The sequence below is a fragment of the Sphingomonas bisphenolicum genome, assembly GCF_024349785.1.
Classification (GTDB): domain Bacteria; phylum Pseudomonadota; class Alphaproteobacteria; order Sphingomonadales; family Sphingomonadaceae; genus Sphingobium; species Sphingobium bisphenolicum.
In genome coordinates this window covers 128,996-152,150 of the sequence record NZ_AP018817.1, presented here as the reverse complement: position 1 = coordinate 152,150, position 23,155 = coordinate 128,996, and the positions used below count along the sequence as shown (strand labels likewise).

Genomic DNA, 23,155 nt, shown 5'->3' with positions numbered 1-23,155 from the left:
CTTCGCCAGAACGCGCGAAAGAGCGCGTTCTGGTGCCGCACCGGCCCACACCCCCACCCGGCCGCCCACAGGCTACTGACGTCGGGCAACCGGGTGGGGGTGCGAGCCGGTGCGGCATGAGAAGAGCGCGCCCCCGCATCATATCAAAGCTGGAAATTCTCGCCCAGATAGAGGCGGCGGACGTCGGCATTGGCGACCAGTTCGGTGGGGTTGCCCGCGAACAGGACCTGGCCGTCATAGATGATGCAGGCGCGGTCGACGATTTCCAGCGTCTCGCGCACATTATGGTCGGTGATGAGGACGCCGATGCCGCGCGTCTTCAAATCCTTCACCAGATCGCGAATGTCGGCGATCGACAGCGGATCGATGCCCGCGAAAGGCTCGTCCAGCAGTACGATCGACGGGTTGGCGGCCAGCGCGCGGGCGATTTCGCAGCGACGGCGTTCGCCGCCCGACAGCGCCATCGCCGCCGAATCGCGCAGCCGGGCGAGGCCGAATTCGTCGAGCAACTGTTCCAGCCGGGCGTCGCGGGCGGACTTGTCCGGCTCGGCCAGTTCCAGCACGGCGCTGATATTCTGCGCGACCGTCATGCCGCGGAAGATCGACGTTTCCTGCGGCAGATAGCCCAGGCCCAATATCGCGCGGCGATACATGGGCAGGTTGGTGATGTCCTGCCCGTCCAGCACGATGCGGCCATGATCGGGACGGACGAGGCCCATGACCGAATAGAAGCAGGTCGTCTTGCCCGCGCCGTTGGGGCCGAGCAGGCCGACGACTTCGCCCTTGCCCACGGTCAGCGACACGTCGGAGAGGACGACGCGCTTGTCATAGCTTTTGGCGATCGAGATGACCGACAGGCCGTCGCTCACTTCCTGCGGGATTTGCGGGCGTTGCGCCGTCCGTTCCGGGGTCATCACGTCGTCCATGCGTCTTGTCCTTGCAGCCCTTTGACCAAGCATCCCTTGAATTTCGGAACGCATAGGGCGGTTGGCAAGCTTTGTGCATGGGATTGCCGTCGGGGCAAGGGGAAAATGTGCCGATGCGAGGCTATAGGGCGGCGGGTGGCGTCAGCGATCCCAGTTGCGCAAGGCGGCCCCCAATGCCCGTTCCAGCGGTTCCAGCCAGCGGGCGAAGCGATGCCAATGGTCGACCCCGTCGGTGAAGATGGGCTGGCGCACCTGTTCGCTGCTGGCGGTCCGCACCGCGCGCTTGTTGGTCCAGAAGGCGAGACAGGCCTGTTCGAACGGCAGGTCGAGATGGGCGAGCAGGCGCGCGACCTCGCCCGGCGTGTCGGCGACCATCTGTTCGTAGAGGACAGGATGGACCCGGCCAGGCGCGGCGGCGTCGAAGGCGGTCATAAGGGCGACATAGTCGCGATAATAGAGGCCGATGTCGGTCAGGTCGTAGCTGAATGCCTGGCCGCGGGCGAAATGCTGTTTCCAGGCCGAGTAGCCGCAGGCCATGGGATGGCGGCGGGCGTCGATGATGTGGGCGTTGGGCAGGATCAGCCGAATCAGGCCGACATGCTGCCAGTTGTTGGGCATCTTGTCGATGAAGTGCGGCCGGTCGGTGTGGCGGTGGATGCGGGTGCGGTCGATATATTCCTCGCCCAGCCGAAGCCGGTCGGCGGGAGTGAGGGAGGCGATCATCGCGGCGAAATCGGGAAATTCGCCCTCGTCCACGCGCGATTGGAGGCGGCTGGCGATCATCATCATCTCCGGCAACTCCATCGTGCCTTCGACCATGCTGTGGCTGGAGAGAATCTGTTCGACCAGCGTCGATCCCGCGCGCGGCAGGCCGACGATGAAGATCGGGTCCGACGCCGTGCATCCGCCAGTGCCTTGGGCGGCGAAAAAGGCGCTGGTGAAGGCATCGCGCGCCGCGGCGACTTCGGCGGAAAATTCGGCGGCGTCGTGGCGGATCATCGTGCGGCGGAGGCGGTTGCCCCGGTCGTAATGGCCAAAGGCGGCTTCGTCCTCGCCCGCATCCTCCAGCGCCTTGCCCAGCGAGAAATGGAGGTGGAAGATGTCCTCCTGCCGGGTCGCCCGATCGGGGGCGAGGGTGGCGAGCGCGCGTTCCATCGTCGCGATGTCGGGCGCGTCCAGTTGCACCGTCTTGAGGTTGGCGAGGCTCCACCAGGCTTCGCCCATGGTCGGCTGGTGCGCCACCGCCTGGCGATAGGCGTGGACGGCGTCCTCCTGCCGCCCCAGCGTCTTGAGCGCATGGCCCAGATTCTGCCAGACCTGTGGCTGGTCGGGCTTGAGGGCGAGCAGCCGTTCGTAGATCGCGCGGGCGCCGTCCTGATCGCCCAGCCGCACCAGCACGGAGGCGCGGATCAGGTCGTAGCCGGGATGCTTCATCGGCGAGGCGGCGAGGATGTCGGCATGGTCCAGCGCGTCGGCCAGCCGGTTGTTCTGGAGCAGCAGGCGGATGAGGAAGTCGCGCGCCAGGTCGAAGCCGGGGGCAAGCGCGACGGCGCGTTCGACCAGTGCCAGCGCCGCGCTCATGTCGCCGCGCCGCCACTGGATTTCGCCGGCCATGCGCACCGCGGGCGGATCGTCGCGTCCGGCGATGCGCGCGGCGGCGGTGTCGAGATCACCCGCGTTCATCGCCATGGCCGCTTCGAGCAGGATGCGGTCGCGGGACGAGGCGTGGACGCCCGACAGGTCGGCGCGCCAGGCGTCCTGTTCCCGCCCGATCTGGCGCAACTGCGTCGAGAGCAGGAACCAGCCGGGGGCCAGAGCGGGCTGTTGCCGCAGCAGGCTTTCCAGCAGGGCGATGGCGCGGGCGTGATCGCCCGCCGCGGCCGCGGCCTGCGCCGACGCCCAGGACGAAGGGGGCGGGCGATCGATCGTGCCGGCAGCGGTCGAAACAGGGTGCATCGTCTGTCCTATTTCCTTTCGGTGCTGCAGCATGAACGCGATTTTGCGGCGGCGCAACAATCTATGGGAGGCGGCGCAACTAAGCTGTTGACTCCTGCTTTCGTTGCCGCATTATCAAAGCTGGACGATCGTCATGGAATGGCGAAAGTCCAAGGGGTAGTCATAGAATCATGGATGTTGCGCGGTCGCGCGACGGCTCTGGAAACCATCCGGTTTCTGGCCGCGGAGGCCTGTGCCTTTGCGAGGGCCGGCGGAAGAATATGCCCGCAAGGGCAGGGTGCAGTGCGTCATAAACATGCGGGCAAGCCGCGGGACAGGGAGAGTGAGGCGAAGGGCGCGGTTTATCCAAGGGGGAGTCAGAACAAGATGAAAGTCCCGTCGCGTCGTCGGTCGCAGTTGATGAAGATTTTGGGAGTGACCACCATATTGGCCGGCCTGGCCGGGCCAGCCGTCGCCTTTGCCGCCGAAGCGGCGGAGCAGGTCGCACCCGATCCGGCCGCCATTGCCGCTGCCGACGATGCCGGTGGCGGCCTTACCGAAATCGTCGTTACCGCGACGCGCAGCGCGCAGTCGATCCAGAAGGTGCCCATCTCCATGCAGGCGCTGGGCGCCGAGACGCTGGCGGAGCGGCAGGTCAAAGGCTTGAGCGACTTCGCCACGCTGCTGCCGTCGGTGTCGTTCGAAGGGATCGGGCCGGGCCGCAACACCGCCTTCTTCCGCGGCATCGTGCCGGCGGGCGGCGCTTACGCCTCGGTCGGCTATTATCTCAACGACATTCCGATCACCGGTACCGAAGTCCCCGATATCCATGCCTACGATCTGGAGCGCGTCGAAGCGCTGTCCGGGCCGCAGGGTACGCTCTACGGCGCGGGATCGCTGTCGGGCACCATCCGCCTGATCACCAACAAGCCCAATCTGGACAAGTTCGAATTCGGTTACGACGTCGAAGCCAATAAATATGGCAAGGGCGATTTCGGCGGCCAGCTCGAATCCTATGTCAACGTGCCGCTGAGCGATACGATGGCGGTCCGGGCCATGGGCTATTATCGCCGCGACGGCGGCTATATCGACAATACGTTCAACAACGGCACGTTCAACGATGGCCGCCCGGCCGTCTATAATCTGGGCGACAACAATCCCAACACCACCTACGCGCTGAGCAACGCCGCGATCGCCAAGGATGATTATAACACGATCAAGGAATTTGGCGGCCGCTTCCAGTTGCTGTGGCAGCCGGTCGATGGATGGGACATCACGCCGGAAATCACCGCGCAGAAACAGGTGTCGAACGGCTATTTCGGCTATGACCCGCGCGTCGGCGACCTGGAAGTCCATGATTATGACCAGACCAGGAATGACGACCGCTGGTATCAGGCGGCGCTGTCGATCCATGGCCATATCGGGGACTGGGACGTCGTGTCCGCGACCGGTTATTTCAAGCGCCGTACCCGCACGCTGAATGACTATACCTATTATACCGTCACCTATGACGGCTTCGGCGCGGGCTATGAAAGCTATCTGCAGTTTTTCGACAATTGCACCGGAACGGGCGCGGCGCAGCAATGCGCGATGATCAACCCGACCCAATATTATCATGCCGATACGCATCGCAACAAGTTCACGCAGGAACTGCGCATTTCCACGCCCAAGGACTGGCCGTTCGACGTCACGATCGGCGGTTTCTACCAGCGGCAGAAGAATGAGCTGAACACCAGTTACGCCATTCGCGGGCTGGATACGATCACCGGCTATACCGCGACCGGCGGCGGCGATGTCGCGGGCGGATTGATCGGTGTGCCCGCGATGTACGGCATCGCCTATGACGAGGACGGCAATCCCTATTTCGACACGACCGACGTCATCAATCCGAACGGCAATCCGCTCGGCACGATGTTGCTCGGGACGCAGGCGGTGAAGGGCGACGCCTTCTACTTCGTCGAGCAGAACCAGCTCTATCATGACAAGGCGATCTTCGCCGAAGGCCATTATAACATCACGCCCACGCTGAAACTGACCGGCGGCATCCGTTATTTCTGGACCGACTATAAGGTGAAGGGCTTTGCCGGCGTCGCCGGATCGGCGGCCGGCGTGGGCTGTACGACGCCCCTGCCCGACGACGAGCGCCTGACCTGTATCAACACAAACACCAATGCAGCCGACGGCACCGGCCGTTACAAGGAGGATGGCGAGACCCACAAGATCGCGGTCGACTGGCAGTTTCAGCCCGACAAGATGGTCTATTTCAATTATTCGACCGGTTTCCGACCCGGTGGGTACAACCGGCCGCTGCGCATCCGCAGCCTGGGCAAGATCGTGGACGTCGCCCCGTTCGAATCGGAAAAGCTGACCAATTTCGAGCTGGGCGTGAAGACCACATGGAACAATATGTTCCGCTTCAACGCCGCTGTCTATTACGAGAAATGGAACAATATCCAGTATAGTGTCGTGGTCGCGGGCGCGCAGGGTGCGGGGATGACCGGCAATGCGGGCAAGGCGGTGGTCAAGGGCATCGAATATGATGCCGACCTGAAACTGGGCAAGTTCACCTTCTCCACCTCCGGCGCGTATAATGACGGCAAGTTGAAGGGGGACTTCTGCAACTTTGCGTTGAATGCAGCCGGGGACGCGATCGGGCAACTTAGCAGTTGCGCGCCGGGTGTCGATGTTGGCGCAAATCCGCCGATCCCGTCCGTCGCCGCCGCCGACGGCACACGCCTGCCGCGCCAGCCCAAGTTCAAGGGCAATACATCGATCCGCTACGACACCTATATGGGCGATTACAGTGCCTATATTCAGGGCGCGGCGCTCTACCAGACCGGCGCGACGCAGGACCTGAACGTCGACAGCAATGCGCTGCTGGGCAACACCAAGGGCTTCGTCAGCTTCGATTTTTCCGGCGGGATCAGGAAGGATAATTGGAGCGTGACCCTGTTTCTGCAGAACGCCTTCGACAAGCGGGGGCAACTGACCCGGAACACCTTCTGCTCGATCGACTTCTGTTCGGGATCGTCGCGTACCTTCACGATCAAGCCGCAGTTTTTCGGCATCCGCTTCGGCCAGAAATTCTGATCGCGGCGATATTTCCAGGAAATGGGGACCGCCGTCGAATCAGCAGATTCGGCGGCGATTCGCGCGTGGCGGCCGCCGGGACGTCATCGACGGAGCGTTTATGACATCGGGCCAGTGGAAACCGGCAATCCGGGCCGGGTTAATCCGTAATTCATCCGCCTTTTTGGCGGAATAGCGTGCTTTCCGCCAGTCCTTCAACTCAACCGGGCGGATGCACGACCGGACAGAATCGCATTGCCCGAACGCCCTTCTCCAGCGTCCAACGACGCAGTCATTTTGACTATCAGGAGAATAATATGTCGCCCTCTTTGACGAAAATAGGGGCCCTGACCGCGGTTTTGGTGGGCTCGATGGGCCTGACGGGCTGCGCCACCAAAGGGTTTGTACGCGAACAGGTCGCCACCGTGAACCAGCGCGTCGACGCGCTCGACGCGAAATTGCAGACGACCGACGGCACGGCGCAGCAGGCCTTGGCGGAAGCCCGCGCCGCATCGGGTCAGTCGCAGCAGAACAGCCAGCGGCTCGACCAGCTGAACGGACGCGTCGATGGCGTCGAGCAGCGGATGCAGGAAGCCCAGCGCAAGCGCGCGCGCAACTGATCCGCGCCAATGATACAGGACGGCGGTGTCGTCCTGATCGCTATCGGGCCGGCGCTTCCCTTGGCGTCGGCCCTTTTTGCCGACCCCTCTTTGCGAGAATATTAGATGAAGTTTCCTATGCTGCCGGCGATCGCCTTCTTGGGCGCCGGCTTGGGTCTGACCGCCACCGGACCGGCGCGGGCGGCGGAGACGGGCAAGGCGGCCGCAGCGGCGCCTGCGATAGAGGAAGCGGTCCTGTTGTCGGATGGCGCCACGCGCGTCGCCGATTGGGTCGCCACGGCGAAGGACAATCATGCGCTGCCCTATATCATCATCGATAAGCCGGCCGCCGCCGCCTATCTGTTCGACGCCAGGGGCAAGATGCTGGCCCATGCGCCGGTGCTGATCGGCATCGCGCCGGGGGACGATGCGACGCCGGGCATCGGCAGCAAAAACCTGTCCGAGATCGGACCGGCGGAAAAGACCACGCCGGCGGGGCGTTTTCTGGCGAAATTCGGCGTCGCTGCGGGCAAGCAGCGGGTGTTGTGGGTCGATTATGCGACGTCGGTGGCGCTGCACACGATCCCGCCCGGCAATCCGAAGGACAAGCGCAAGGAACGGATGCTGTCGCCGGGGATCGACGATAATCGCATCACCTTCGGCTGCATCAACGTGCCCAAGATCTTCTACAACCAGAATGTCAGCCCGCGGTTTCGCAAGAAGGGCGGTTATGTCTATATCCTGCCCGACAGCAAGCCGCTGGAAGAGGTGTTTCCCCGGTTGCGGGTGCAGCCTTTCCTCAATGCCGCGGCAAGCAGCGCCGATGCGAGCCTGGCCGGCCAGTAGAGCCTAACCCTGCTGCCCCGGATAGAGCAGGCGCAGCGAGGCGGGCGCGCTGCACTGGCGGATCGCTGCGTCGACATGGCGGGCGCGTTCGGCCCTGAGCGCGGTGGTGGACAGGGGGTGCAGCCGTTCGCGCGCGACCTCCTCGGCGGTGAAGGGCGCGGTGCCGCGCGGCGCGCTGGCCCCGCCCAGCCCGAAGACGACGAAATTCATCATGTCGGCGAGCTGCTGATTATCCTTGATCCGGCTATGTGCGACATTGGGCAGGCGGATCAGATAGGCGCGGGCCGCCGGCGTGCAGAGGAACCAGCCGACCCGCCCGCGCAGTTCGGGCAGGCGTGCGGGCGCGGCGCTGCCTGCGACGCCGTGGCAGCCCGCGCATTGTTCGACATAGTCGGCGCGGGCCGTCGCCGGGTCCGTGATCGCCGCGGGCAGCAGGCCCATGGGCGGCAGTGCCGCACGCAGGCCCGCGGTAGCGCCGAGCAGGAGCAGGACGCACAGGATCATCGGCCGCGCCGTTCCGTGCGCCCGCGCAGGCAAGCGCCCCGTGCCACCGTCTGGACTGGGCGCCCGCCTGCGCGGGAACATGGGACGGTCTGACAAGGGCATTATGTTTTAGCTCGCGGCCCCCACCAGCACCGCGGTGGAGCAATGATAGTCCATGCTGCTGGTGCCGAAGCACCAGATCACGTCATTGTTGAGCTGGGGCATGTAGAGCTGGGTTTCGCGATCGGTATTGTCGCAGCCGCACTGGCCGCAGGCGGGCTTGCCGCAACAGTCGCGATAGGCGATGAGATAGGCCTTGCCGTCGTCCGGGTTGATGCAGGTGCCGACCCAGGAGACGGGCGACGGCTCTGCGCCCGGCGGGCAGCTGTGGATGCCGCCGCCGCAGCAGGTGCAGAGCGCGCCGTCGATCGCGCAATAGCGCCAATAGTCGCATTTGCTGTCGTCCTTCGTCTGCGCGCTGCGGGCGAAGAAGGTCTTGCCGTCGGGCGACCGGTCGGGCTTGGCCGCCTCGGCCCGGCTCACCGGCAGCAGCGGGAAGGCCGGGGCGGCGACCAGCGCGGCGCCCAGGCGCGAGAGCATCGAGCGGCGCGAACTGGCCCCGGCGAATGTGCGCAGCAGCTTTTCGCCCATGCTGTCGGCGTCGAATTTTTTCATGGAATGTGCCCCCATTTCTGCCGTCAGGCCGCCTGCGCCTTCAGCCCGCTGATATAATCCTGCACCGTGGCGATGCCCATTTCATGCGCGACCACCAGGCTTTCGAGATGTTCGCGGCTGTTCACCAGCCCCTTGGACAGGATCGCGCCTTCCTCGTCCAGCAGCACCGCGAAGGGCAGCTTGGCGACCGACAAGGCCTGGCCCACTTCCGGTCCATTGAGGAAGGCATGGCCCTCCAGCCCATGCTGCGCGATCATCGCGCGCTGGGTTGCGACATCGTCGTCGCCCACGAAGGTCAGCGCCACGCGTTCGGCGCGGGCGAAGCTGGTCGCCATCGGGATCACCGCCTTGCACAGCGGACATTGCGCCGACACGAAGAGCAGGAGGCGCAGCTTCACGCCATGGGCGTGGCCGCCGACGCTGACCGGCTGGCCGTCGAGCGTGGTGGCGGGGATCGCGCCGATCGCGCCGCCCACTGCCGGGCCGCCGCTGGTGGCGAGCGCACCGGCCGGGGCAACGCGGATGTGCAGCACGCCCACCTGCCGCGCCAGCGCCAGCAGCGCGACGACGAGGCCGACGATGATGATCCAGGACAGGATCTGGGAGACGATCAGCGAAGTCAGCATGGTTATCTCCGATGGGCGGGCGACGCGGCGAGCGCGGCCAGCGACTGGAAGAGCAGGCAGAGAAGCGTGATGGCGACACCGGATGCCAGCGCGGTAGCGATGTCGATCGCGCCGAAGACGGGCGGTACAGGCAGGCGCAGCGCCAGCAGCGCAGCGAGCGCGCCGTTACGCGCCACCAGCGGCCAGCCGATCGGGTGGCGCAGCGCGCCATGGCCGCAGCCGCAATCGATATGGCCGCGCCCGCGCGCGATGTTGATCGCCATCGCGCCAGCGAACAGCAGCAGCAGGGCGATGCCGAGTAATGCCGGCCACGGGCGCAGGCCGATCAGCAGCGCCGCGCCGGTCGCGACCTCCACCACCGGCAAGAGGCGTGCGACGGGCATGATCAGTCGCCGGGGCAGCAGGCGATAATTGGCGATCACGCCGGGCAGCAGCGCACGGTGCCGCCACTGATCCACGCCGCCGGCCAGGAACAGCAGGCCGATGGCGATCGAGGCAGCGAGGCCGAACAGGGCCAGTGTTTCTAGGGCCAGCGTCTGTCCCCCCAGCGCCGCCATGGTCAGGATGGCTCCAATACGGTGATGATACCGCCGCCGGCCTTTTCGATCTTATGCTTTTCCTCGCCGGTGGCGACATCCAGCACCTGCACCTCGCCCTTTTCACCGTTCATGTAGAGCAGGGGCTTGTCGGTCTGGGACACTTCGATATTGTTCATCGGCTCCTTGAGTACGAAGCGCTTCACCACCTTCTGCGCGGCGATATCGACCTGCCATACTTCGTCGCCCGATGCCTTGTGCGACCAATATTCGCCCTTGTGCATCAGCACGAACATCATGCCGGTCGCGCGGTGGAGCGCCATCGGCTGGCGGCCGCCGGGATACCAGTTGACGTCGAGCGGCTTGGCGTCGCCGACGCGGATGCCGGCCGCCGCCTGGATAGAGAAAGGCGCGGACACGGTCGGCGTCGCACTGATCTTCGCAGTGTAGATCTGGCCGGTATAGGTCAGGAAGGTGGTCTGCTTCCTGGTCCGGTCATAGGCGAAATTGTCGAAGATCGGATCGTCGCTGGCGGAGAAGAAGGGCGCCGTATGGGTGATGTCGGCCTTCGTCCCCCTGATCGCGACGGTGGCGAGCGATCCGTCGGAGCAGAGCGCGGAGAAGCCGACGCCCGGATTGGGCATCAGGCTGGCGCAGCCGGGCAGTTCGATCGCGGTGATCAGCTTGCGCTTGACCAGATCGACGATGTTCACGCCCGATGTGGGACTGAAATCATAGACATAGCCGGTCTTGCCATCGTCGCTGATGATGAAATTATTCTTGCGCGACCCGATCAGCAGTCGGCCGGGCATCGGGATTTCGGTGACAAGGTTGAGCGTCTTGCTGTCATAGACGGTGACCATGTCCTGCCGCGTGCCACGGTCGTTTTTCGACCAGATGGTTTCGGAGACATAATAATATTTGCCGGCCGGATCGATCGCCATGTCGGCCAGTCGCCGGGTTTCGACCATGCCCTTCATCTTGCCGCTTTCGCCGTCGAAGATGCTGGTGCCCGGCATATCCCACCCGCCGTCCACGAAAAACCATGTCGGCTTGGGCGGATCGATGGTCATGGTGTCGGATTCTTCCGGCTCCACCGACGCCATGGTGTCGGCCGGCGCCGCCTGCGCCATGGCGGCGCTGGCGAGCAGCGATCCGCAGAGGGCGGCGGCGAATATCCTGAAACTGGTCTTCGACATGCTGGCTGATCCCCCTGATCCCTGCTGCGTCGGGAACAAGGTTTGACAGCTGTCCAGATTTGGTCAAGGGGGCGAAACGCCGTAGCAACAAATAAATGTTGCGGTGCGAAAAAGTCAGGCCAGTTCCGGCTCTCTGGCAGGAGCCAGGGCGGCGATATCCGCCGAGGTCGCGGTCCGGGCCAATGTCAGCAGCGACTGGACGGCGAGCGCGGTGAAGGCGGGCATCTTGTCGGCCCAGGGCTTGCCATGGCCCAGGAACGGCGTGGCGCCTTCCATCGTGGCGCTGATGAACAGGGCGACGGTGCGGACGTCATCGGGCGACAGTGCAGGATTGATCGCCGCGACATGGTCGCCGATCACGCCATGGACCCGATCGTAGAAGGCCTTGACCCGGTCGGCGACGAAGGGGTTGTGATTGGCCAGCGCCCATAATTCGGTGAAGAGGTGGGTAGTCCGCTTCGACCCGATATCGTCGAGGCACAGGATGATGACCAGTTTCAGCCGCTCTTCCGCGGTCAGGCCGGGCTTGCGCACGACTTCGTCGAGCAGCTTGCCATAGCTGTCGACCAGTTCGTCCAGGAGCACCTGGATCAGCATTTCCTTGCGCGGAAAATGATAGCTGACATTGCCCACCTTCATGTCGCAGCGCGCGGCGATGCGGCGGATGGTGAAGGCATCCGCCCCCTCGTCGATCAGCACGTCCATCGCCGCCTTGAGAATGGCGTCGACCGTTTCGGTGCCGCGAGCATAGATGCCGGGACGGGAGGGGGGGCGTAACTGCGTCATTTAACTTATTTCGGGCTGTATCATCCCTTTCCTGCGGTGGCCAGAAAAGATGGGCCGGCAATGGAGGGTTCCGGCCTGTCCTTCGTCTTTCACTCTTCAAACAGTTTGAATTCGGCCAGACGGGTCGCCTTGCCCCTTGGTTGCGTGAAGCGCAGGCGGACCTTGCTGGTCCGCACTCGCGGCCAGCGTATGTCGGTGACGCCGTTGGCGATCGGGCTGCCCCGGGGCGTCGCGATGTCGCGCCAATCGCCATCGACCCAGGCCTGAAGCCGGTAGGCCTGCGGGACGGCATAGCCCTTGCCATCGGCGAAGAAGGCCAGTTCGGCGCGGGCGAGAGCGACCGGCTTGCCCAGGTCGACGGCGTACCATTGATCGGCCGGGGACGAAGCGGGAGAGGGGGCGGACGACCAGCCGTTCGGCAGTTCGGGGAAGAACCATGTCCGGCCGTCGATCGCGTCGTGGATGTTCTCAGGGTCGATGGCGCTGGAGGCCGAGCCGATCGGGAATTGCCCGCGCACCAGTTGCACCGCGCGGTTGACAGGGCGGGTGATCGCAGGCGTCGGGGCGCGCGCGACCGGGACTTCGACCCGACCCAGCGTGTCGCGGCGGGCGACTTCCCTGCCGTCCACTTCGATCGACAGGCCCTTGCCGCGCCTGTAGTGGCTGCCGTCCGCGTCCCATGTCACGGCGATCCTGTGGCCATGATAGGGAACGTCCTGCACCCGGAACCACGCAAGGGCCTGGGCGTCGGCCGCATCGGGCAGCAGCGGGTTCACCTCCAGCACGTCGTCGGCGCGGGGACGGATGCCGACCAGCCCGGTCAGGATCAGGTCGTTGAAGCCCGAATGGAAATAATGGTGGCTGCGGTCGAGGCCGACGATCGGCTTGCCGGTTTCGGGGTGATAATCCTCCTCGATGTCCAGTTTGCTGCCCTGATAGTGAAGCGCGGCATATTGGCGCAACAGGCGCATATAGGCGCTGCGGGTGACGGGGCCGGCCGCCCTGGCATGGTCCAGCAGGTTGGCCATGCCGTGCAGCACCTGCGTGGTCTGATAGGGCCAGACCGGGCCGTTCCACTGGCATTCCGGCGCATCGCCCAGATAGCGATATTGCCGCATATAATATTCGTAGTTTGCCTCGACCGTGCGCATCCCGGCCCGGCCGGCGAGGGAAGCGGGGTCGAGCAGATGCGCCCAGGCCGCGGCATATTTCGCGTCGTCGGGGACAAGGTCGAACATCCAGGGGAGATAGCCGACCAGTTCGCGGTTGCGGATCGGCTCCCAATAGCTGACGAAATCGTTCTTGCGCGACTGGTGGCGGTCGATGAAATGGGCGAGTTTTTCGCTCCACAGGTCGGCCAGGACGCGCTTTCGCAGGGCGTCGGCGCGGGCGGCATAGTCGGCGGCCATGGCTGCGTCGCCCGCCATCGCCGCCATGTTCGACAAGGCGCGGGCGTTGGCGAACATATAGCTGTTGACCGAAGGGCGGAAGGCGTCGCCGCCCCTAAAGCCGTCCTTGCCGCCCGATGCGTCGATCGAGGAGACGGTATATTCGGTGGCGTCGAGCAGGGGTTCGACGAAATAGAGGCCCTTGTCGAAGTCGTATTTGTCGTCCCAGAGGCGATAGATGTGGTTCATGACGGGCAGATGTTCGATCGCATCCGCGCGGTCGCCGTCGACGAGGAAGCGGCCCCAGACGCTGTCCGCCATATGATCGGTGAAGTGTCGATCGTTGCCGCCGCTACGATACATGAAATTGATATAGTCGTCGGCGAAGCGCCGGTCGTTGAGCCAGCGCCCTTCGCCGATATGGAAGCCGCTGGCGTCGTTCAGGCTGGCATAGGGATGGCGTTGCCAGTCGACATCGTCGGCAAATTCGGTGGTGATATAGCCTTCTGCGCCCAGGTCGCGCTGATGCGCGCGATAGAGCGCCCAGCGATAATAATAGACGGCGTCGATGGCCGGATCGGCGGATTCGAAGAAGGGGATGCGGTCCCGATACCAGGGCGCGTCGTTGCCGAAGCGTTGGGCGGCGATGGCGGCTATGTCCATCGCGGCGGGCGGCGGGGGAGGCGCGGCGCTCATGCTCGCCAGAGCGGCTCCCGCCAGCAGAAGCATGGTCGTCACGCGCATGGGTCATCCCTCCTGTCACAAACGAATATGGCGGCCGTAGCGGGACTGGAGAGTATCCCGATACGGCCGCCATCTATGGGGCGCGGCGAGGAGACGCCGCGCCCCATGGGCACTCACTTGAAGGTGTAACGGACGCCCAGCGCGAAGGTGCGCGCGATCAGGGTGGTGCCCAGGTTGAACTGGTCCGGGCCGCCGACATCTTCGAACTTATAATAGGTTTGCTGCTTCGACTTGGTGAGGTTCACCGCGTCGAAGGTCACGCCCAGACGATCGTTGAGGTTCCAGGTGAGCTGGAGATCCAGGCTCTTTTCCGGGTTGCGCCACACGCCGATCGGGTTGGCGAACAGGCGGGCTTCGTTGTTCGCCAGGAACTCCTTGCGCCAGATATAGGACAGGCGCGCGCCGATCGGGCCGTTATCATAGGCCAGCGTGGCGTTGTAGCTGAGGTCAGACACGCCGAAGAAGGACGAGGTCGCCTGCCCCACAATCTCGCCGGCCGAGTTGGACAGCGGGATATTCTGCTTGGAATCGAGGATGGTCACGCTGCCGACGAAGCCGAGGCCGTTGAGCGGGCCGGGCAGGTAGCCGGGGAAATAGGTCAGGCCCAGTTCCAGACCCTTGAGCACGCCGTTCGAGGCGTTGACCGGACGGGTGATCGCGAAATAATCGGTCGCGCCGGCTTCGATGCCATTGTTCGGGATATATTCCTGCACCGTCAGCGGGACGACCAGGCCGTTGATCTCGCGGCGGAAGGCGGTCGCGGTGATCGCGCTGTTGCGGTCGAAATACCATTCCAGCGCCACGTCGAAATTCTTCGAATGGGTGGGCGCCAGGTTGGCTGTGCCGGCGCTGCCGCTGCCATAGCCGACATTGGTGAGGTCGCCGGTCAGGTTGTAGTTCGGGTTGATGTCGCCGAAATTGGGACGACGCAGCGTTTCGCCATAGTTGAAGCGCAGGCGCAGATTGTCGAAAATCTCGTAGCGGGCGGTGAAGCTGGGCAGCCAGCGATCCGACCCCGACGACACGCTGGTCCGGGCGCCGTCGTTGTAGCGGTCGAAGAAATTATAGTCGGTATCCACCGTGACGTAGCGGGCGCCGGCCTGCAGCTTGAGCGGGCGGCCGAAGATCGAAATCTCGCCATCGACCTGCAGGTACATGGCGATCGTGCTTTCGTCGATGTCGAACGTCTTCTGCAGCGATAGCTGGTCCGACGTCGCCAGGCCGTAGAGGCCCCGCACCATGTCGGCATTGTCGTGCAGCCAATAGCCATTGGCCAGCGTCCAGCTTGACGGCACGTCGGCGCGGCCCTGATAGAAGTCCTTGTTGGTGAAACTGGCGTCTTCGCCCAGGCCGGCCAGCGTGGTTGCGATCAGCGGCCCGCCCTTGTCCTGTGTGCGCACGGCGTTCGACGCCTTGCGCTGGTCGATGCGGATGCCGGCCTTGACCTGACGGATGAAGCCTTCGTTCCAGGTGTAGTAGCCGTCGAGCGTGCCGGTGATGGCGCTGCCCTTGTCGCGATTGGCGTTGTCGTACAGTTCGGCGACATTCCATTTGCTGGTGTCGTTCAGCAGGCTGTCGTCGCTGAAATGGTAGGACGGGATGCCGCCACCCGCGTTGAAATCAACGTCGATCGAATCGGCGACGCGCGTGGTGCGCATGGCGATGAAGGAGCTTTTCGCCGTGCTGGTCTGATAGGCGATGTCGCCGACGATCTTGCCGCGATCGCCCAGATCCCATTTGCCGTTCAGGGCATACACATAGCTGTCGGTCTTCGACTTGCTGAAGTCGCCGCTGTTGAAACCGAAGACGTCCGCCACGCCGGTGCGCGACTTGATGATGTTGGTGCCGTCATAGGTTTCGACGGTGCCGGGGTTGCCCCACCAGTCGACGAAGCTGAACTGCAGGCTGTTGAAGGTTTCGCCGCGGAAGCCGGCGTAGAAGACTTCGGCCGTGTAGACCGAGCTGCTGTTGGGCGCCCATTGCAGCGCGACGTTGAAGGACGGGCGCTCACGCTTGCCATAGAGGTCGGAGCTGAACACCGCATCGCGCGACAGATAATAGGGCGTATCGACGCCGTTGATGTTCAGCGTCGAACCGGCTGCCGTGGGCAGGCCGCGATCCAGGCCGGGCTGCCAGTTCACATTATCCGGGCCGGGGAAGATGCGCTCCAGCGGCGACAGGCCGGAACCGGCGGCGGGCGTTTCGGTGGCGAAGGGCACGAGCGCGCCGGCCGTGACGGTCTGGTCGCGATATTTGGTGCGGGTGTAGCTGCCGTTCACCAGGATGCCGATATCGCCGATGCCGGTTTCCCAGCGGTCGCTGACCAGCAGCGCGACGTTGGGGTTATAGGTATCGGCCTGTTCATTGTAGATGCCGCGGGCGAGGCCGGAAATGGCGAAGCCGTCGAAGTCGAACGGGCGGCGGGTCTGGACGTCGACCTGCCCGGCAAGCCCGGTTTCGATCTGGTCGGCCGAGCGCGTCTTGTAGACGTCGACGCGATTGACGAGGTTCGCGGAAATATCCTGTAGCGCAAAGCCCTGGCCAGCCGCAGTAAAGATGTTGCGGCCGTTGAGCGTGGTGAGTGCATCGGGCAGGCCGCGGATCGAGATGCCGGAGGCTTCGCCGCCGGTGCGGTTGGTGACCTGAATGCCGGTGACGCGCTGAAGCGCTTCGATGACATTATTGTCGGGCAGCTTGCCCACGTCTTCCGACACGATCGAATCGACGATCTGGGTCGATTGCTTGCGGACGTTGAGCGCGCCGACGATCGAGGCGCGGACGCCGGTAACGACGATGTCGGCGGCTTCGTCCTGCGGTGCGGCATCGACGGCGGTCTGGGCGTGGGCGGCCCCCGCCAGCATCAGCGCGAACATGGACGCGGAACCGAGTGCGATCGGCTTGAAAGCCATTGGACAATCCTCCCCTTGAGCTGGCGCTTGGGCCATGCGTGAATTACTCGGACTAATTATTGCTCCGACAAATGAATCGCAAGCGGAATTTTGCGGTTCATTACAGCGAAATTTCAGCGATGTGATATTATTGCCGCACGCCTGCATGGCTGGGTTTTCCGGCGCATTTCCGTAAGGTCACGCATGGAAAAAGGGCGCCCTGCGTGTCGCGGGACGCCCTTGGGATATTGAATTGTCAGACTTATGTGGTCAGTCGATGTGCCACCAGGCGCTGGGGTCGCGACTGGCCACCAGCGCCAACTGGTCTGCGGACAGGCCGATGGCCTTGCCCGGTGCGGCGATCGACACGAACCGCGCGGCGTGCAGCGACTTCTCGTCGAAGCGGACGAACTGGCTGCGCAGGGCGAAATCGGCGCTCTTGCTGTCCTGCTGCAGGGTCAGCGATCCATCCTCGCCGGCGAACAGATAATGGTCCGGCATCAATATGGGGGACAGCATGATGCTGCGGGCGCCAGCGCGGCCGGGTAGCTGGCGGAACTGGGTCTGCGCCAGCGAGGGGTTGCCCGCAACAAGCTTCGCGCCGTCATGCGCCATCAGGCGCGTGGGGTCGGTGGACGAAATGAAGCGTTCGGGCAGCGGGCCATTGCCCACCGGCACGCCGAAATCGGGCGTGCCGTCGGCAGCGTAATGGAGGCGCTGGACGCGGGTGTGGCGGTCCGGGTTGAACAGCGGGTCGCCCTGGATCGCCGCATAGTCGCGGCCATGATAGACGAGGACGTCGCGGCCCTGCTCGTCCACGGTGAAGCTGTTATGGCCGGGGCCGTAGACGCTGGTGGCCGTGTTGGTGACGAAGACCGGCTGGGGCGATTTGGTCCAGCTCCTGGCGTCGAGCAGGTCGGCATTCTCGTCCGCCGTCAGCAGGCCCAGGCAATAGCGGGCGTCGGTGGCGCTGGCCGAATAGGTCATGAACAGGCGGCCGTTGCGGTGCAGGACGGCCGGGGCCTCGGCCACCTTGTAGCCGCGAATTTCCCAGTCGAGCGTCGGCACGGTCAGGCGGGTGACCTGACTGCCCAGCTTCAGCGGGGATTCCAGCTTGGCGATATAAAGGTTGCTGTTCGTTTCGATCCCCGGCTCGCGCTGCGCCCAGGCGAAATAGCGCACGCCCTTGTGGACGAAGCTGGTCGAATCGAGGTTGAAGCTGTCCCAGGGCGTTTCCAGTTCGCCCAGCAGGCTCCACTTGCCGGTCATCGGATCGGCGCCGTCGCAGATGACGGCATAGGTGCGGATGCGGAACACATCGTCGCCACCACCGCTGGGGCCGGCGGCGAAATACATGATCCACCGGCCGTCGATCTGGTGCAGTTCGGGCGCCCAGATGAAGCCTGAGCGCGGGCCGCTGGCTTCATGGCGCCACAGCACGGCTTCGGTCGCGCTGGTCAGGCCCGCGATCGTCCTGGAACGGCGCAGCACCAGCCGGTCATATTCGGGCACGGAACCGGTCAGATAATAATAGCCGTCATCATGGCGGAAGACCTGGGCGTCGGCGCGCTGCTTGACGAGCGGGTTGATCGGGCCGGGCGCGGTCGCCGGGGTCGATGCGGCGCGGGCGACGCCGGACGCGGCGGAGAGGGCGGCGGCGGTGCCGATGAAACCGCGGCGGGATAGGGCTAGGGACATCAGTGTCTCTCCGAAGGTGTTAGTCGGACTAATGGATTAATAGTGGGCTTGCGGCCAGCCATCGGCGCCCCAAGTGACGGGGGCGATGCGCAGGGTGGGGGCACCGTTCGCCTGTTTGTCATAGGCGTGGTAGACGACATAGTCTTGGCCGTCCTTGTCGTGGAGCCAGCCCGCATGGCCGGGACCGCGGAATCGCTGCTGTTCCTGCAGATCGGCACGCAGGAAGATGGTGCCGCCGCCTTCCATCAGAGGACTGCCATCCTTGCCCAGATAGGGGCCGGTGATATCCTTGGATCGGCCCATGACGGTATAATAGGTGCTGTTGGCGCCCTTGCAGCAATAGTCGTAGCTGACCATCAGCCAGTAATAGCCGCCATGGTCGACGATGAAGGGGGCTTCGACCGGAGCAGGGCCGCCGGCTGGCGCAGGGCGGCGGGCGATGCTGAACGGCTTGGCCTTCGCATCCCTGGGCTTGCCGGTCTTCTGGTCCAGTGCGAACAGCTTGATACCGGTCCAGAAGCTGCCGAGCGACAGCCAGTGGCGGCCCTCCCGGTCGATGATGAAATTGGGATCGATGGCGTTATAGTCGTCGTCCTTGGTGGACAGGACGACCAGCCCCTCGTCGCGCCAACCGTAATTTTTCGCCTTCGGGTCCAGCGTCGGGCTGGTGGCGAGGCCGATGGCGGAGCGGTTCGATCCGAAGGTCGAGACGGAATAATAGAGCCGATAGCGGCCGTTGACGTAGGAAATGTCGGGCGCCCACATGCCGTCGCTGCCGGGGATCGCTTCCTTCGCCCAGGCAGGCAGCGCGGTGAAGATCGGATCGCCCGCGGTCCAGTGGATCAGGTCCGGCGAGGTGCGCGTCTCGATCAGCCGTTTGCCATGGCCGGTGCTGAACACATGATAGATATCGCCTTCGCGGGCGATGACCGGATCATGGGTGGGCACGAGGTCGCCGGTCAGGCGGCTGCCCAGCGTGGGCGCGGCGGGCTGCGCCGCCGCTTGCGCGCAGATGTGGCCGGTCAGGAGGGCGAGGCCCAGCAATGTCACAAGCGTCTGCCGCTTCATGCGGGCCTCTCCATTCATCATCGCATTCAGGGGATTGGAGCGGGCGATGATTCCACCCGCCGCCCGCTCCAAACAGGTTATTGCAGTTCCAGCACCACCACTGATTTGGCCGGCAGCGTCACCGTCAGCGTGCCGCCGCTGACCTGCGCGCCGGTGAAGGCGACGGGCTTGACGGTTTCGGGCGCATCGAACGTGTTGTGGGCGTTCATTGCGCCGGCGGTCAGGATACGGCCGGTGACGCCGGCGGCATTCAGGCCGCCGAGCTTGACCGTGACCGTGTTGGCCTGATTGGGATCGAGGTTGGACAGGCCGACATGGACCTTGCCATCCTTGCCACGCACCGCAGAGCCGCTGACGGCCGGCATCACGAACTGGTCTTTATTATACCAGGGCGTGTCGATGCCGATCGGCAGCACCGTCGCGTCCTGCCACGGCTTGTACATTTCGAAGACATGATAGGTGGGGGTCAGCACCATCTTCTTGCCGTCGGTCAGGATCATCGCCTGGAGGACGTTCACCATCTGCGCGATCGCGCTCATCTTCACCCGATCGGCATGACGCGCGAAGATATCCAGATGGATCGACGCCACTAGCGCGTCGCGCATCGTGTTCTGCTGGCGCAGGAAGCCGGGATGGGTGCCGGGGTCCTGCGCATACCAGGTGCCCCATTCGTCCACCGCCAGGAAGATGCGCTTGGCGGGGTCGTACTTGTCCATGATGGCGGTGTGCTTGGTGATCAGTTCATCCATGTGCACGGCCTTGGACAGGGTGTCGGCCCAGAGGGTCTCGTCGAAATTGACCGGATCGGCCTTGGGCGGCCAGCCGCCCTGGGGCAGGGTGTAATAATGGAGCGAAACGCCATCGAGCTGCGCGCCGGCTTCCCGCATCATCACTTCGGTCCAGTTGTAATCGTCGACATTGGCGCCCGCCGCGATCTTCAATATCTTGGTGCCGCTCGGCGCCTTGATGAAGGTGGCGTAGCGACGCGTGACGTCGGCGGCATATTCGGCGCGCATGTTGCCGCCGCAGCCCCACAGTTCGTTGCCTACGCCGAAATAGGGCACGGCCCAGGGTTCCTTATGGCCGTTCCTGGCGCGTTCGTCGGCCAGCGTGCCGGCGGGCGAGGTCATATATTCGACCCATTCGGCCATTTCCTGCGGCGTGCCGTTGCCGACATTGCCCGCGACATAGGCTTCCGCGCCGATCTGACGGATCAGTTCGAAAAATTCATGGGTGCCCACGGTGTTGGGTTCGGTCACGCCGCCCCAATGGGTGTTGATCTTGACCGGGCGCTTGGCTTTGCCGCCAATGCCTTCACGCCAATGATATTCGTCGGCGAAGCAGCCGCCGGGCCAGCGCACGACGGGAACCGATAGATTCTTAAGCGCCGCAATCACGTCGTTGCGGAAACCGTTGGTGTTGGGGATCGACTTGTCGTTGCCGACCCACAGGCCGCCATAGATGCCGTTGCCCAGATGTTCGGCGAACTGGGTGAAGATGCGCCTGTCATAGACCGGGCCGGGCTTGGCGGCGTCGATCGTAGCGGTCGTGGGCTTGCCGCCGGTGTCGGCGCTGGCGGGCTGCCAAACCAAGGCGCTGGCGCAGAACAGCAGCGCGCTGGCGGTGCGGCGCAGGGTCTTTGTCATGTCCGTCCTCTCCTGTTGATATCAGTCGTGAAATGCTTGCGTGGTCTGGCGGGTGCCGCGCAGGAAGGCGTCGGCGACCAGCCGCAGCGGGCTGGTGTCGACATCCGACCGGCCGCCCCGGATCAGCGTGGCGAAACGGGCGTAGAGGCCGGCATATTCGACATCCTCGCCATGTTCGGTGCCGCTGGGCAGGGTCAGTACCGCACCGCCATGGGCGAGTTTGAGCGCACCCGCGTCGGTGTCTACGACGATGTCCCAGCTTTGCGGGCCGGTCTGACGCCAGTCGAGATCCATATGGATCGCCGCGCCCGCGGTATCGCGAAAGCTGAGGTCCGCGGCGATCGGCGCGGCGCGATTTTCCGGCAGCACCAGCGTCGCGTCCTTCAGGAAGAAGGGACGCGGCAAGATATGGGTGACGATCGATAGCGCGTTGATGCCGGGATCGAAGACGCCGAGGCCGCCGGGCTGCCAGATCCAGGCCTGGCCCGGATGCCAGACGCGGACATCCTCGCGCCAGACGATCGATACCTTCTCGATCTTGCGCTCGGCCAGCCAGGCGCGTGCCGGGGCGACCCCGGCGGCGAAGCGGCTGTGCCAGGCGGCGAACAGGCTGACGCCGACCTTGTCGGCCTGGACCTTGAGCGCCTCCACCTCTGCCAGAGTCGCGCCGGGCGGCTTTTCCAGGAAGAGGTGGACGCCCTTCGTCAGCGCCTGCGTCGCCAGATCGTAGCGGACCTGGGGCGGCGTACAGAGCGCGATCGCGTCCACCGCCGGCCCCTGCGCCAGCAGATCGTCCAGGCTGGCATGATGCGGCACGCCATCGAGGCCCGCGTCGTGCGGGCTGACGGTGGCGGCCAGGCTGAAGGCGCTGTTGCCCCGGATCGCGGGCACATGCTGATCGCGCGCGATCTTGCCTATGCCCACGATCGCGATACGGATCGGGTCCATGTCGATGGGTTCAGAGCTGCTGGACGGCGACCTGAACGGGCGCGGCGCGCTTCAGCGGGTTGCGCACCGGCAGGGTGAAGGGGGCAGCGAGGATTTCGAACACATCGCCTTCCTGCGGTACGATGCCGTCGCTGAACGACAGGGTCGCCGTGCCGAAGAAATGGACATGCACATCGCCCGCGCGGCGGAACAGGTCATATTTGAAATGATGATGTTCCAGATTGGCGAAACTGTGCGACATATTGCCTTCGCCCGACAGGAACGGCTTTTCCCAGATCACTTCGCCATCGCGCAGGATGCGGCTCGACCCTTCGATATGGTCCGGCGGGGTGCCGACCAGCAGTTCCGGGCCGAGCGCGGCCTGGCGCAGCTTGGAGTGGGCGAGCCACAGATAGTTATGACGCTCGGTCACATGGTCGCTGAACTCGTTGGCGAGCGCGAGGCCGAGGCGATAGGGGGTGCCGTCTTCGCCGATGATGTAGACGCCGGCGATTTCCGGCTCCTCGCCGCCATCCTGGGCGAAGGCGGGCATGACCAGCGGATCGGTAGGACCAACGAGCTGCGACCCGTCGCCCTTGTAGAACCATTCGGGCTGCTGGCCCGCGACGCCGGGGGCGGGCTTGCCGCCTTCCAGGCCTTCCAGGAACATGCGCATCGAATCGGTCTGCTTTTCGGCGGCGGCGGCTTCGCGGTGCATCTTGTCGCGGCCTTCGGCGGAACCGAGATGGGTGAGGCCGGTGCCGGTCAGTTGCACATGCGCACCATCGTCATGATCGATGGGGGCGAGCAGGCGGTTCGCTTCGAATTCGGCGGCGATATCGACGGCGGCACCCCGGCCGGCAGCCTCGACCGCGGCGGCGAGGCTGATCTTCTGCGCGATCGCATGGAGCGCCAGCGCGCGGATCGTGGCAAAGCCCGGCACGACATAAGCAGCGTCGCCCTGCGCGGCGATGACCGTCCGCTCGCCATTGTCCGAACGATGCTGCAACAGGCGCAATGTCATGAAAACTCTCCTCCCGCGCGCCTGGAAACGGCGCTCAATCCAAATCACAAGCCTCTTGCCGCGCGCCTGAACATCGTCCTGTCGAACGAGGC

General features: G+C 64.6%; 18 protein-coding genes. 3 read left to right on the top strand and 15 right to left on the bottom strand.

Annotated features, from left to right (window positions below; genetic code table 11):
- Positions 1-143: 143 nt before the first annotated feature.
- Positions 144-926, bottom strand: a complete 783-nt coding sequence (gene lptB, locus SBA_RS00760) for an LPS export ABC transporter ATP-binding protein (protein ID WP_224550164.1) — start codon at positions 924-926, stop codon at positions 144-146.
- 141 nt (positions 927-1,067) lie between these two features.
- Positions 1,068-2,882 carry a tetratricopeptide repeat-containing sulfotransferase family protein gene (locus tag SBA_RS00755; protein ID WP_261935557.1) on the bottom strand — a complete coding sequence of 605 codons (1,815 nt, stop codon included), beginning with the start codon at positions 2,880-2,882 and terminating at the stop codon, positions 1,068-1,070.
- Between the two features lie 399 nt (positions 2,883-3,281).
- On the opposite strand from SBA_RS00755, the gene SBA_RS00750 reads away from it, so the two are divergent.
- The 3 genes from SBA_RS00750 (at position 3,282) to SBA_RS00740 (ending at position 7,375) form a co-directional block, all read left to right on the top strand.
- Positions 3,282-5,951, top strand: a complete 2,670-nt coding sequence (locus SBA_RS00750) for a TonB-dependent receptor (protein WP_261935556.1) — start codon at positions 3,282-3,284, stop codon at positions 5,949-5,951.
- A gap of 296 nt (positions 5,952-6,247) precedes the next feature.
- The gene (locus SBA_RS00745) at positions 6,248-6,550 is read left to right on the top strand and encodes a hypothetical protein (RefSeq protein WP_224550166.1); all 303 of its coding nucleotides are present in this window, start codon (positions 6,248-6,250) and stop codon (positions 6,548-6,550) included.
- Between the two features lie 105 nt (positions 6,551-6,655).
- Positions 6,656-7,375 (top strand): hypothetical protein, encoded by a 720-nt coding sequence (locus SBA_RS00740; protein ID WP_224550167.1) that lies wholly within the window; start codon positions 6,656-6,658, stop codon positions 7,373-7,375.
- Between the two features lie 3 nt (positions 7,376-7,378).
- On the opposite strand, the gene SBA_RS00735 is transcribed toward SBA_RS00740, so the two are convergent.
- From SBA_RS00735 to araD1, 13 genes are all read right to left on the bottom strand, one after another.
- A complete protein-coding gene (locus SBA_RS00735; protein WP_224550168.1) occupies positions 7,379-7,879 on the bottom strand; it encodes a cytochrome C in 501 nt (166 codons plus the stop codon).
- A gap of 108 nt (positions 7,880-7,987) precedes the next feature.
- Positions 7,988-8,533 (bottom strand): methylamine dehydrogenase light chain, encoded by a 546-nt coding sequence (locus SBA_RS00730; RefSeq protein WP_224550169.1) that lies wholly within the window; start codon positions 8,531-8,533, stop codon positions 7,988-7,990.
- A 23-nt stretch (positions 8,534-8,556) separates the two neighbouring features.
- On the bottom strand, positions 8,557-9,159 hold the full coding sequence (locus SBA_RS00725) for a thioredoxin domain-containing protein (protein WP_224550170.1): 603 nt from the start codon (positions 9,157-9,159) through the stop codon (positions 8,557-8,559).
- A gap of 2 nt (positions 9,160-9,161) precedes the next feature.
- Positions 9,162-9,716 carry a MauE/DoxX family redox-associated membrane protein gene (locus SBA_RS00720; RefSeq protein ID WP_261935555.1) on the bottom strand — a complete coding sequence of 185 codons (555 nt, stop codon included), beginning with the start codon at positions 9,714-9,716 and terminating at the stop codon, positions 9,162-9,164.
- Positions 9,717-9,718: 2 nt separating this feature from the next.
- Entirely contained in the window at positions 9,719-10,894 is a 1,176-nt protein-coding gene (locus SBA_RS00715; RefSeq protein ID WP_261935554.1) for an amine dehydrogenase large subunit, read from the bottom strand.
- 114 nt (positions 10,895-11,008) lie between these two features.
- Entirely contained in the window at positions 11,009-11,680 is a 672-nt protein-coding gene (locus tag SBA_RS00710; protein ID WP_224550173.1) for a TetR/AcrR family transcriptional regulator, read from the bottom strand.
- Between the two features lie 89 nt (positions 11,681-11,769).
- Positions 11,770-13,812, bottom strand: a complete 2,043-nt coding sequence (locus SBA_RS00705; RefSeq protein WP_261935553.1) for an MGH1-like glycoside hydrolase domain-containing protein — start codon at positions 13,810-13,812, stop codon at positions 11,770-11,772.
- Positions 13,813-13,925: 113 nt separating this feature from the next.
- On the bottom strand, positions 13,926-16,721 hold the full coding sequence (locus tag SBA_RS00700) for a TonB-dependent receptor (RefSeq protein WP_261935552.1): 2,796 nt from the start codon (positions 16,719-16,721) through the stop codon (positions 13,926-13,928).
- Positions 16,722-16,970: 249 nt separating this feature from the next.
- Complete coding sequence (locus tag SBA_RS00695; RefSeq protein ID WP_261935551.1) at positions 16,971-18,398, bottom strand: glycoside hydrolase family 43 protein; 1,428 nt, start codon at positions 18,396-18,398, stop codon at positions 16,971-16,973.
- A gap of 36 nt (positions 18,399-18,434) precedes the next feature.
- The gene (locus SBA_RS00690) at positions 18,435-19,466 is read right to left on the bottom strand and encodes an arabinan endo-1,5-alpha-L-arabinosidase (protein ID WP_261935550.1); all 1,032 of its coding nucleotides are present in this window, start codon (positions 19,464-19,466) and stop codon (positions 18,435-18,437) included.
- A gap of 77 nt (positions 19,467-19,543) precedes the next feature.
- Positions 19,544-21,112, bottom strand: coding sequence for an alpha-N-arabinofuranosidase (locus SBA_RS00685; protein WP_261935549.1), 1,569 nt, complete (start codon positions 21,110-21,112; stop codon positions 19,544-19,546).
- A 21-nt stretch (positions 21,113-21,133) separates the two neighbouring features.
- The gene (locus SBA_RS00680) at positions 21,134-22,060 is read right to left on the bottom strand and encodes a Gfo/Idh/MocA family protein (protein WP_066605888.1); all 927 of its coding nucleotides are present in this window, start codon (positions 22,058-22,060) and stop codon (positions 21,134-21,136) included.
- A gap of 10 nt (positions 22,061-22,070) precedes the next feature.
- Positions 22,071-23,063, bottom strand: coding sequence for an AraD1 family protein (gene araD1, locus SBA_RS00675; protein ID WP_261935548.1), 993 nt, complete (start codon positions 23,061-23,063; stop codon positions 22,071-22,073).
- Positions 23,064-23,155 lie beyond the last annotated feature (92 nt).

What these genes read in the sequence shown, in the direction of transcription:
- SBA_RS00755 (WP_261935557.1), bottom strand. Translation starts at nt 2,882, where the DNA reads ATGCACCCTGTTTCGACCGCTGCCGGCACGATCGATCGCCCGCCCCCT.
- SBA_RS00740 (WP_224550167.1), top strand. Translation starts at nt 6,656, where the DNA reads ATGAAGTTTCCTATGCTGCCGGCGATCGCCTTCTTGGGCGCCGGCTTG.
- lptB (WP_224550164.1), bottom strand. Translation starts at nt 926, where the DNA reads ATGGACGACGTGATGACCCCGGAACGGACGGCGCAACGCCCGCAAATC.
- SBA_RS00730 (WP_224550169.1), bottom strand. Translation starts at nt 8,533, where the DNA reads ATGAAAAAATTCGACGCCGACAGCATGGGCGAAAAGCTGCTGCGCACA.
- SBA_RS00700 (WP_261935552.1), bottom strand. Translation starts at nt 16,721, where the DNA reads ATGGCTTTCAAGCCGATCGCACTCGGTTCCGCGTCCATGTTCGCGCTG.
- SBA_RS00695 (WP_261935551.1), bottom strand. Translation starts at nt 18,398, where the DNA reads ATGTCCCTAGCCCTATCCCGCCGCGGTTTCATCGGCACCGCCGCCGCC.
- SBA_RS00710 (WP_224550173.1), bottom strand. Translation starts at nt 11,680, where the DNA reads ATGACGCAGTTACGCCCCCCCTCCCGTCCCGGCATCTATGCTCGCGGC.
- SBA_RS00720 (WP_261935555.1), bottom strand. Translation starts at nt 9,716, where the DNA reads ATGGCGGCGCTGGGGGGACAGACGCTGGCCCTAGAAACACTGGCCCTG.
- SBA_RS00745 (WP_224550166.1), top strand. Translation starts at nt 6,248, where the DNA reads ATGTCGCCCTCTTTGACGAAAATAGGGGCCCTGACCGCGGTTTTGGTG.
- araD1 (WP_261935548.1), bottom strand. Translation starts at nt 23,063, where the DNA reads ATGACATTGCGCCTGTTGCAGCATCGTTCGGACAATGGCGAGCGGACG.
- SBA_RS00735 (WP_224550168.1), bottom strand. Translation starts at nt 7,879, where the DNA reads ATGATCCTGTGCGTCCTGCTCCTGCTCGGCGCTACCGCGGGCCTGCGT.
- SBA_RS00680 (WP_066605888.1), bottom strand. Translation starts at nt 22,060, where the DNA reads ATGGACCCGATCCGTATCGCGATCGTGGGCATAGGCAAGATCGCGCGC.
- SBA_RS00715 (WP_261935554.1), bottom strand. Translation starts at nt 10,894, where the DNA reads ATGTCGAAGACCAGTTTCAGGATATTCGCCGCCGCCCTCTGCGGATCG.
- SBA_RS00750 (WP_261935556.1), top strand. Translation starts at nt 3,282, where the DNA reads ATGAAGATTTTGGGAGTGACCACCATATTGGCCGGCCTGGCCGGGCCA.
- SBA_RS00705 (WP_261935553.1), bottom strand. Translation starts at nt 13,812, where the DNA reads ATGCGCGTGACGACCATGCTTCTGCTGGCGGGAGCCGCTCTGGCGAGC.
- SBA_RS00685 (WP_261935549.1), bottom strand. Translation starts at nt 21,112, where the DNA reads ATGACAAAGACCCTGCGCCGCACCGCCAGCGCGCTGCTGTTCTGCGCC.
- SBA_RS00725 (WP_224550170.1), bottom strand. Translation starts at nt 9,159, where the DNA reads ATGCTGACTTCGCTGATCGTCTCCCAGATCCTGTCCTGGATCATCATC.
- SBA_RS00690 (WP_261935550.1), bottom strand. Translation starts at nt 19,466, where the DNA reads ATGAAGCGGCAGACGCTTGTGACATTGCTGGGCCTCGCCCTCCTGACC.